Consider the following 8,021-nt stretch of genomic DNA (forward strand, 5'->3'; position numbering starts at 1 on the left):
AGCCAAGAATTATTATTATTTTGATGAAGAATTATATAAACGAAGGTTCAATATAGAGAAAGCAAATGCTTGGATGGATAGTTTCAAAGCATTATTAATACGATTTGAAACTTCTGTAATAACATGGAATTCTTTGCATTATATTGCTTTTGTTATTTTATTCCTCAGAAAACTAATAGTTTAAACAAGTTCAAAATAAAAAGAGCCAGTGGAAAATAAGTTAATATTTTATTAGTTTATTTAAAAAAAAGACAAAAAAATATATGAACGATTTGAATGAAAATGACGTGATTATTTCTACAAATCATATTAATGAAAATATTCTTAAGGGTACACTTGGTGTGGTTTTAAATGTTTTTGAAGAAAATAAATATTTTTTAGTAGAATTTATAGGTGATGATGGGAATCCTATGCAGGAGGGAGTGCAAAAAGTTAATGTAAATGATATTGCAAAACTTACCAATCCTCCTATGAAGAAGGAATACAAAAGATTTATCTCAATGATATTAGGAAAATCATAAACCCTTCCGCTACAAAAAAACGTCCAATTTCGAACTATTCATCCCCGCCTGTATAGGTAAATAAGAAAAGAAAGCCAAGTTATCGGATTAGGCTTTTTTATTTTTATGGTTTCGCACAGTTTTTATTAAAGAAGTATTTAAATTTTTGTTCATCTTTAAAATGCCCGCTTGTTTTGGTCCTTCCTATAATTAGAATTTTTGATCTTACATTTTCACCGATTCTGTTTTTACAAAATATATAGATGATTCCTTAGAACGTTTTTTATAAATTAGCACCGTGAAATATTTTTCTCTAGTCTTAGCTCTTTTTATCACCCTCTTATGTTTGTCTTCGGGATTTGTAAAGGATGAATGCCGGGAATATATTTCAAATATTCAGTCATCACCAGAAAATCCAGAGCACGATGACCTCAATAGCTGCTATCCCTTTATGTGCTGTCATATTTGTTGTAGTTTCACAATTTCAGTAAAAACAGATATTGCAACAACTGAAACAGTAAAACACTTATACGATAAAGTTTTTAGTACATACAGATCTTTTATAACTTCAGAATTTTCTAACTCTATCTGGCAGCCGCCTAAAATGGCTTAATGTTTTTACCTGATGACCGTAAGGTCGCAAGTCTCCCATTTTATAACATTAAGAATCATTAGAAAATGAAATCAAAATTTATATTGCTACTTCTCGTGGCAATAAATACCCTTGCATTCTGCCAAAATACATTTAAGGCAATTATCCGAGATCAAGAAACCAAACAACCGCTAAGCGGTGTTGTAGTCCAATTAAAAAAGCTTACAATTTCAGCAATATCAGATGCTACTGGACAAATAATTCTGAACCATATTCCGAATGGACAGCAAAGTATAGAATACAGTTTTTCGGAATATGAAACAAAAACAGAAATCTACCAGTTTCCAGTATCAATATGCGATACAATTATAGTTCATTTAAAATCAAGTGAACACCAACACGAGGACGAAATAGAAGAGGTTCGTATTTCCTCAACAAGAAGTACCCGAACCATAAAAGATATTCCTACCAGAATTGAGTTTATTGCGGGTGAGGAACTGGAAGAAAAAGGGAATATGAGATCTGGAGATATCCGACTTCTTTTGAGTGAAAGTACAGGTATCCAAACACAGCAGACTTCTGCAATTTCAGCCAATGCTTCAATTCGGATTCAGGGGCTTGATGGAAGATATACACAAATATTAAAAGACGGATTTCCCTTATATTCAGGCGCAGCAAGCGGTTTAGGACTATTACAGACTCCACCTTTAGATTTGAAACAGGTGGAAGTGATTAAAGGTTCCGCCTCAACGCTTTACGGGGGTGGGGCTATTGCGGGTCTGGTGAATTTAATTTCCAAAACTCCAACGAATAAGAGGCAACTTCGTTTTCATTTGAATGGAATATCAAGTAAAGGTTTTGATATGAATGGTTTCTACGGTCAGAAATTCGGAAAAATCGGAACAACTGTTTTTTTATCACACAATCGAAACTGGGCTTATGCCCCTTCAAGAACCGATTTTACAGCGATTCCTAAATTTGAAAGGTATGTTATCAATCCAAAACTCTTTGTTTACTTTAATGATCATACCAAATTAAACTTTGGAATCAACACGGCAGTTGAAAACCGGCTTGGTGGAGATGTGGAGTACATTAAGGGAAGGGGGGATAGCATTCATAACTATTTTGAAGAAAATAAGACACAACGTTATTCTACTCAATTATCATTTGACCATAAAATTGATGATGGAAATTTTATAAATATTAAAAATAGTGTGAGTTATTTTAATAGAATGATCAATATTCCGAAATATACTTTTGATGGTACTCAAGTATCAACGTTTAGCGAAGCCAATTACACCCACAGAAAGGAAAATACAGAATGGGTAACAGGTGTGCATTTGTGGACAGATAATTTTAAGGAAAAGCAATTTTCAGAATTTTTATTAAGAAACTATAATCAGGTAACAATGGGAATTTTCGCTCAAAATCTATGGAGGGTTACAGATTGGTTTAATCTTGAAATAGGATTACGCGGAGATTATATCGTTGATTATGACGTTGTTATATTGCCTAGAATCTCAGCATTATTTAAAATAACCGATAAGCTTTCCTCAAGAATAGGTGGTGGATTCGGATATAAAGCACCCACCATTTTTACTGAAGAAAGTGAGCGTATACAGTACAGAAATGTATTGCCTATTGATAAAGACTTGAACAAACTGGAAAAAAGTTACGGAGGAAATATAGACTTTAATTACCGAACAAAATTATCGAATAAATTAAATTTTAGTATTAACCAGCTTTTCTTCTATACCTACCTGAATCATCCTTTGATGTTAGAAGCTCGTCTCGGTAATATATTCCAGTTCGTTAATTCATCTGGGCATCTTGATACCAAAGGAACTGAAACCAATATCAAATTGAAATATCAAGATTTTAAACTATTTCTAGGGTACACTTACACCGATACTGGGTTCTATAAAAACGCTATTAAGACGACGAATCCATTAACGCCTAAACACCGAATTAATTCTGTTTTGATGTATGAAGTAGAAAACCAATGGAAGATAGGTCTTGAAGCTTACTATTTCAGTAAACAGAAACTTGGGGACGGTGCTATTGGTAAGCAGTATTGGCTGTGTGGATTGATGGCGGAAAGAATCTGGGGGAATTTATCAATTTACATCAATTTTGAAAACTTCCTTGATTCAAGACAGTCAAAATTTGATACTATTTATACAGGTGCAGTGAACCATCCCAACTTCAGAGATATTTATGCCCCCCTTGACGGTTTTCTTGTTAACGGAGGAATTAAATTTAACCTTTAATAAGCTAAAATCTACCCACTCCAATCCGCTAATGCTTTCAAGAGCTATTTAAAAAGCGAAAGATCCTAATATATTCAATGAAAATGACAGCAAATAAATAAGCTTGCTGTCATTTTTTATCCGTATTCCAGCAAGAAGAGCAATTATTTAGTATGAAGATGTATAAAGGAGTTCTAGCTTTTAAAAATAAACAATCTCGATGTGTCACTAAGTTGGGGATGATCTTCAAAATACTTTTATTGATGATTTAGTTCGTTTCAGTCAGATCATATAACAGATTAAATCTCGTAGACTTTTCTAAAATTAGTTAATTCTAAAAACTAAAAAAGGAATAATCTAGCTCTTTTCGCGTTAACTGTCTATAGAGATGGGAGGAGGATTAAAATATCTGTTTTACTACAAATATTTACTTAAAATTATTATCCCATATTCCCTTCGAATTGCATATAGCTTAGCAAAATGAAAATACTGATAATAGAAGATGAAAAGGAATTGGCTGAAAGTATCTCAGAATACCTCTCTGAAGAAAACTATTTATGCTCTTTTGCCAGTAATGTTCGCCAAGCCCTCGAAAAGATACAACATTACTACTACGACTGCATTATTTTAGATATAATGTTGCCCGATGGGAACGGCCTCGAGATACTACAAGTACTTAAAAAGCAACATAAACAAGATGGAATTATCATCGTTTCCGCTAAAAATGCAGTAGAGGATAGGGTGAGAGGTCTGCATCTCGGTGCAGACGATTATCTAACAAAGCCCTTTCATTTATCTGAATTGATGGCGAGGGTTTTTTCTATCATACGCAGAAAAAAATTCGAAAACTCCAATATTATTCAGCAGAATGAATTGCAGGTCGATCTCCTATCAAAAACAGTTACGATCCATTGTCAGTCGGTTTTACTCACCAAGAAGGAATTTGATCTTTTAATTTATTTTATTGGAAATAAAAATAAAATTATTTCTAAAAGTACTTTAGCAGAACATTTATCAGGTGATTTTGCAGATATGTTAGACAGTCATGATTTTGTTTATGCCCATGTTAAAAATCTCAAAAAAAAGCTCTACGATGCGGGATGTAATCACTATCTAAAGACTGTTTATGGAACAGGATACAAATGGACCATTTGATAATGAAACCTCTTTTAAATAAAACAACAAGGCCTTTTATTCTGTATGTTATGATGGTACTCATCATCAGCATACCTGTGTATTATTTTGTAATGGATTCTATTTGGAAAAGGGAACTGGACGAACATAATAAGCTTCTTGCTGAAAAAACAGCTTATGAGTTTAACCAGCTTGATATTTCAATAAAAAAATTAGAAGAAAGTATTGCACTATGGAACCATATTCAGCCTGGCACCAATATTACAAAAACTAGAAAAGGTGAAGATCTTAGTGCGAAAACTTTTACAATTGAAAAACCAAAGATTTATTCACAGAACCCTAACATTGATAGATTTAGATGTTTATCCACAGTAATATATATAAAAAACAAACCTTATTGGTTTACAATTGAAACCAACATTGAAGAGTCGCAGGAGACTATAGCTATATTGGCCATAACTACAATTTTCTTTTTTATTATGATTGTCTTAGGCTTCCTGCACCTTAACAAAAAATTATCCGGTAGGGTTTGGGAACCCTTTAGAGACAGCTTAGAGAAACTAAAAAAATTCAATTTAAACCATCACCATCAAATCAATTTTATTCAGACTGACACGATGGAATTTGAAGAACTTAATGAGTCATTGCGAAAGCTCATTGACCATAGTGTATCTGTTTTTAATGGTCAGAAGGAGTTTACTGAAAATGCTTCACACGAACTACAGACACCATTAGCTATTATTAAAAATAAGTTGAACATACTTTTGCAAAGCAAGAATTTAACCGATGAACATTATGAAATTGTGGAGGAGATTAATGTCGCCTTGATGAGAAGCTCCAGAATTAATAAAAATCTTTTATTACTGGCTAACATCAAAAATAGCCAGTTTGATATTGTTGATCTTTATATAGGCGAACAAGTACATAAGAGCATCAATCATCTGGAAGAGCATATAGCGCAAAAAAATATGGCATTCTCTTATAATATTCAGAATAATATAAGGTGTAAAGGAAACATCTGCCTTACAGAAGTTTTAATCAATAATCTTTTAATCAATGCCTTAAAATATACCCATAGCAGTGGTGAAATGATGGTTGAACTTACACACCACGATCTGCGAATTAAAAATTCTGGATTCGAAGGTTTAAATCCACATCTTATTTTTAAAAGATTCTCTAGGTTTTCAAGCGATAAGGGAGGAAGTGGTCTCGGTCTTGCCATTATAAAGGAAATCTGCAGATTTCAAGATTGGAAAATTATTTATATCTTCGAAAATAATTTCCACATTTTTAAGGTAAAGTTTTAAAATTCAAAATTTCTTCAAAATTGAGCGCTATTATTGACCGTTATAATTTTAATTATGAAGGATAAAAAAATATCTGATTTACTTATAAAACCTTTTAAAGGTCGTTTTTCCATATTGTTTGGCGTATTGAGCCTATATCTTCTGCTTTCGTTCTTAATAAGGTTAATTCTTATGATTTGGAGCATAAAAGATGTCGATCTTAATCTATTCAACCTTTTAAGGGCATTTTTTACGGGATTTATTTTTGATCTTGCAATCGGATCTCTGTTTGTTCTCCCCTATGCCGTCTATCTTTTAATTTTTCCAAAACGCTGGATCGGATCATTATTCGATAGGTCTTTTACCTATTGCTATCTCACTTTATTACTCATCATTATTTATTTCAGTCTTTTAGCCGAAATTCCCTTCTGGGAAGAATTTGGCGTAAGATTTAATTTTATAGCTGTTGATTATTTGATCTATACTTATGAGGTAGTAGAAAATATTAATCAATCCTATCCATTGCCTGTAATCGCTGTTGTTCTTGTCGGATTAATAGTCGTAACACTACTGGCTTTTAAAAAGTTTAAGATATTTCGAAATGCATTTTCAGACCAAAAGCCCTTTACCAGTCGTTTGAGTCATGCATTATTTGTAAGCATTGCCGCTGTTTTTTTGGGAATGATGATGAAAAATAAGCAAGCTGATTTCAGTAATAACCTTTTGGTTAATGAACTTGCTAAGAACGGAGCCTTTTCTTTCTTTTCAGCATTCAGATCGAATGAACTGGATTATGAAACATTTTATCCCAAGCTTAAAGAAAAGGATTCATATAGCATTGTTAAACGAGATCTTCTTCAGGAAAATCAAAACTTTGTTCGTACAAGTTATGACGATGTTTTAAGGTTTACAAAAGGGAATCAGGAAAAAAAACCTAATATTATTTTAATAGCCATCGAAAGTTTCAGTGCAGATTTTTTAAGCACATTCGGAAATAAAGATAAGCTGACACCCAATTATGAAAAGTTGGCGAACGAGAGTATTTTCTTTACCAATCTTTATGCTACGGGTACCAGAACCGTTAGGGGAATGGAGGCATTAACACTATGTGTTCCACCGACTCCGGGAAACAGTATTGTCCGGAGACCCAATAATGATCATCTTTTTTCAATCTCTACAATATTAGAAGCTAAGAACTATAAGCCTTACTTTATTTATGGAGGTGATGGTTATTTTGATAATATGAATAATTTCTTTGGAGGTCAGGGATTTGATATTGTAGATCGTGACAGAGGGAATCCATTATCCGATAATATTAAAACAAATAGATTTTCCATTAAAGATAAAGAAGTAAGCTTTGAAAATGCTTGGGGAGTATGTGATGAGGACATTTATAAACAATCTATTAAATACGCAGATAAAAGCAGTAGTGAAGGAAAACCCTTTTTTCAATTCGTAATGACTACTTCCAACCATAAGCCGTACACTTTTCCTAAAAATAAAACTGATTTACCACCAGGAGACAGAAATGCTGCTGTGAAATATACGGATTATGCTTTAGGGAAATTTATTTCCGATGCTCGAACAAAACCTTGGTTTAAAAATACGGTTTTCGTAATTGTTGCAGACCATTGTGCCAGCAGTGCCGGAAAGTGGGAAATCAATATTGCGAAGCATCATATTCCGGCAATTATATATAATCTTAGTCATAAACCTCAAAAAATCGAACGCTTAATGTCACAAATTGATGTCATGCCAACATTATTCGGATACTTAGGCTGGAATTATAATACAAGCTTATATGGAAAAGACATCAATCAAACGAAAGTTGGAGATGAACGTGCTTTTATGGGAAATTATAGAACGCTAGGCATGCTCAAAGGAAATATTTTCACACAGATTGATGATCGCAAAAGAGTGAAGCAATTTAATGTTTCACAGGATGATCAGGCTTTAACAGAAGTGAAATCTGAAAATCAAGCTTTCATTTCCCAAACCATTTCTTATTACCAGACAGCAAGTGAGAGGTTTAAGAAAGGAAAAATGAAAGTCAATCGAAACTAAATTAAATCTGAATAATACTTTCACATATCAGAATAAAAGTAACTCACATAATTTTTTTGTTGCTTTGTTTGAATTCGTCAATACTTAATCTGACAGTTGTAATCAAATTAAAAAACTGTTAAAACAGATTAAGTATTATGACACCACAACAAAAAATCATCAAAAACAAGTTATGCTTACTTGAATTAGCACAACA

Annotated in this window: 5 protein-coding genes and 1 pseudogene; all 6 read left to right on the forward strand. The window is 32.8% G+C overall.

Translation table 11 applies throughout. The features are described from left to right. Positions 1-184 (forward strand): annotated as a pseudogene (locus tag GNY06_RS13765) (IS5/IS1182 family transposase); the annotation flags it as partial. A gap of 79 nt (positions 185-263) precedes the next feature. Next, positions 264-521 carry a DUF4926 domain-containing protein gene (locus GNY06_RS09130; protein ID WP_166519798.1) on the forward strand — a complete coding sequence of 86 codons (258 nt, stop codon included), beginning with the start codon at positions 264-266 and terminating at the stop codon, positions 519-521. 657 nt (positions 522-1,178) lie between these two features. Further along, entirely contained in the window at positions 1,179-3,362 is a 2,184-nt protein-coding gene (locus tag GNY06_RS09135) for a TonB-dependent receptor (protein WP_166519799.1), read from the forward strand. A gap of 459 nt (positions 3,363-3,821) precedes the next feature. Next, positions 3,822-4,496 (forward strand): response regulator transcription factor, encoded by a 675-nt coding sequence (locus GNY06_RS09140; RefSeq protein ID WP_166519800.1) that lies wholly within the window; start codon positions 3,822-3,824, stop codon positions 4,494-4,496. A 2-nt stretch (positions 4,497-4,498) separates the two neighbouring features. Then, positions 4,499-5,782: a sensor histidine kinase gene (locus tag GNY06_RS09145; protein WP_166519801.1), complete on the forward strand. Its 1,284-nt coding sequence runs from the start codon at positions 4,499-4,501 to the stop codon at positions 5,780-5,782. 171 nt (positions 5,783-5,953) lie between these two features. Beyond that, on the forward strand, positions 5,954-7,825 hold the full coding sequence (locus GNY06_RS09150) for an LTA synthase family protein (RefSeq protein WP_244614401.1): 1,872 nt from the start codon (positions 5,954-5,956) through the stop codon (positions 7,823-7,825). Positions 7,826-8,021: the final 196 nt, after the last annotated feature.

The organism is Elizabethkingia argenteiflava (assembly GCF_009904105.1).
In the GTDB taxonomy this organism is placed as follows: domain Bacteria; phylum Bacteroidota; class Bacteroidia; order Flavobacteriales; family Weeksellaceae; genus Elizabethkingia; species Elizabethkingia argenteiflava.

Coding starts and splice junctions, on each gene's coding strand:
- GNY06_RS09135 (WP_166519799.1), top strand. CDS start 1,179: ATGAAATCAAAATTTATATTGCTACTTCTCGTGGCAATAAATACCCTT.
- GNY06_RS09150 (WP_244614401.1), top strand. CDS start 5,954: ATGATTTGGAGCATAAAAGATGTCGATCTTAATCTATTCAACCTTTTA.
- GNY06_RS09130 (WP_166519798.1), top strand. CDS start 264: ATGAACGATTTGAATGAAAATGACGTGATTATTTCTACAAATCATATT.
- GNY06_RS09140 (WP_166519800.1), top strand. CDS start 3,822: ATGAAAATACTGATAATAGAAGATGAAAAGGAATTGGCTGAAAGTATC.
- GNY06_RS09145 (WP_166519801.1), top strand. CDS start 4,499: ATGAAACCTCTTTTAAATAAAACAACAAGGCCTTTTATTCTGTATGTT.